Source organism: Paenibacillus sp. sgz302191 (assembly GCF_057749925.1).
This window is the reverse complement of the sequence record NZ_JBYLHY010000084.1, coordinates 1-1,388: the sequence shown is the minus strand read 5'-3', so window position 1 is coordinate 1,388 and position 1,388 is coordinate 1. Positions and strand designations below refer to the sequence as shown.

3 protein-coding genes are annotated in these 1,388 nt (G+C 51.2%); all 3 read left to right on the top strand.

What is annotated here, in order from left to right; genetic code table 11:
• Positions 1 to 834, top strand: an 834-nt coding sequence (locus AC3G2T_RS38655) for a hypothetical protein (protein ID WP_488438810.1), incomplete at its 5' end; no start/stop codon positions are given.
• An 11-nt stretch (positions 835 to 845) separates the two neighbouring features.
• Complete coding sequence (locus AC3G2T_RS38650) at positions 846 to 1,097, top strand: hypothetical protein (RefSeq protein ID WP_488438809.1); 252 nt, start codon at positions 846 to 848, stop codon at positions 1,095 to 1,097.
• Positions 1,087 to 1,388 (top strand): head-tail connector protein (locus AC3G2T_RS38645; protein ID WP_488438808.1); only part of this gene is annotated, 302 nt, incomplete at its 3' end. The genes AC3G2T_RS38650 and AC3G2T_RS38645, both read left to right, overlap by 11 nt.

Below are 1,388 nucleotides of genomic sequence, written 5' to 3'. Positions count from 1 at the left end.
TGGATGGAGCCAAACGCTGGCCTTGTTCAATACAGCGGCGGTAATGAGGTCAAGGTGCCAAAGCTGACTATGGATGCAATGGGAAATTATGACCGTACAACAGGTTTTGTGGACGGCGCTGTAACGTTCGGTTACGAAACACGCACACTCACACAGGATCGTGGCCGTACCTTCCAAATTGACCGTATGGACGTTGACGAGACGGCTTTTGTTACAACTGCCTCGGCTATCATGGGTGAGTTCCAGCGTACAAAAGTTATCCCGGAAATCGACGCCTACCGTTATAGCAAAATTTCAGCTATCGCGGCAGCGGGGGGACGTTCTGGAACGTATACGCCGGATGCGACCGATATCCTCAAGAAATTGAAACAGGATATCATCAACATCTATGATTTGCTCGGGGAAGTGCCGCTCGTGATTTCCATGAGTACTCAGGTTTCCGGCATCCTGGATACTACCCCCGACTTGGTGAAGCAACTGAATGTTGTAGATTTCACTCAAGGCGAGATCAAGACCCAAATCAAGGGCATTGACAACAATCCAATCATCAAAGTGCCGTCTGCTCGCATGAAGACTGCGTATGTGTTCCGGGATGGTAAGACAGCAGGCCAAGAGGCAGGCGGGTTTACGCCGGCAACGGGCGCGAAGGATATCAACTGGATCATCACGCCACGCAGCGCACCGATTGCGATTTCGAAAACAGACAAAATTCGTATTTTCGAGCCGGACACGAACCAGCGGGCAGATGCATGGAAGATTGATTACCGCAAGTATCATGACCTTTGGGTCCTTGACAATCAGTTGCCGTCGATCTACGTCAACATTAAACCATAAGGAGGCGCCGCATGTTTGAATTGCAGAGGGAAAATGTTGTCCGCATTGTAGCGACGGAACATGAGCGGGACAAACTCATCCGGGAGGGCTTCACAATAGTGGAGCCCGAGCCGGACAATGAAAAGCCGATCGATGAAATGAAGGTTGATGAGCTGAAAGAATATGCACGCCTCCATAATATCGACCTTAACGGCGCAACGCTTAAACCGGATATCTTGGCCGCGATTACAGCGGCGCAGGGCGGCGGCGGGAATGACCATTGATGAATACCTTGCCAAGCTGAAAGGGCTTCTAGGTTTTCCGCCTGATGACCCAACGAAGGATGTACGGCTCACATTCACGCTAGAAACGGTCATACAGGCTGTATTAACGTATTGCAACATATCCGAGATTCCCGCAGCCCTTGAGAATGTGATCCTTCAAATCTCAGAGGACCAGTACCGCACTAAATACGCGACTGAGTTCCCCGAAAGGAAGGTTGTACAGAGCGTCAAGCGCGGCGACGTGCAGACAAATTTCGCTTCGGTGCAGCCGTCCGTGAAGAGTGGCCCGGG

Excerpts from the sequence above, each read along its gene's own strand:
- AC3G2T_RS38650 (WP_488438809.1), top strand. The coding sequence starts at position 846 with ATGTTTGAATTGCAGAGGGAAAATGTTGTCCGCATTGTAGCGACGGAA.